This is a genomic window from Mesorhizobium sp. M8A.F.Ca.ET.165.01.1.1 (genome assembly GCF_004792065.1).
Classification (GTDB): Bacteria; Pseudomonadota; Alphaproteobacteria; order Rhizobiales; family Rhizobiaceae; genus Mesorhizobium.
Genome location: NZ_SRTH01000145.1, coordinates 1 through 336, shown reverse-complemented (window position 1 = coordinate 336; position 336 = coordinate 1). Strand labels below are relative to the sequence as shown.

Sequence of the window (336 nt, the reverse complement as noted above, 5' to 3'; positions counted from 1 at the left end):
GCCCAGCCCGCCGCCGTAACCCAGCGTTCCGTCCTGGACGGGAAGAAGGACGCGACCCTCGCGGTTGCGGACGAAGGCGCCGCCGGGGCGAGCCATGCGATGGTCGATCAGGATCGGGTTCGCCGGATGCGGCCGCCACGGACCGGTGAGCGCGGGAGCCGAGAAAACCACCAGCGTGTCGGAAGTGCTTCCATGGCCGTCCCGATCCGTGGCGAACAGCCAGAGCAGGCCTTCATGCTCGAACAGGGTGGCGTCGGAAATCTCGCCTTCGACCAATACGGTCTCAGGGATCCAACCGTCCGGGAAGTCCGCGGCGCGGTAGAGCATGAGCTTGCC

The 336-nt window shown here is 67.6% G+C and carries 1 pseudogene; it reads right to left on the bottom strand.

The window, feature by feature from the left end:
- Window positions 1-336, bottom strand: a pseudogene (locus EN808_RS35480) (hypothetical protein); the annotation flags it as partial.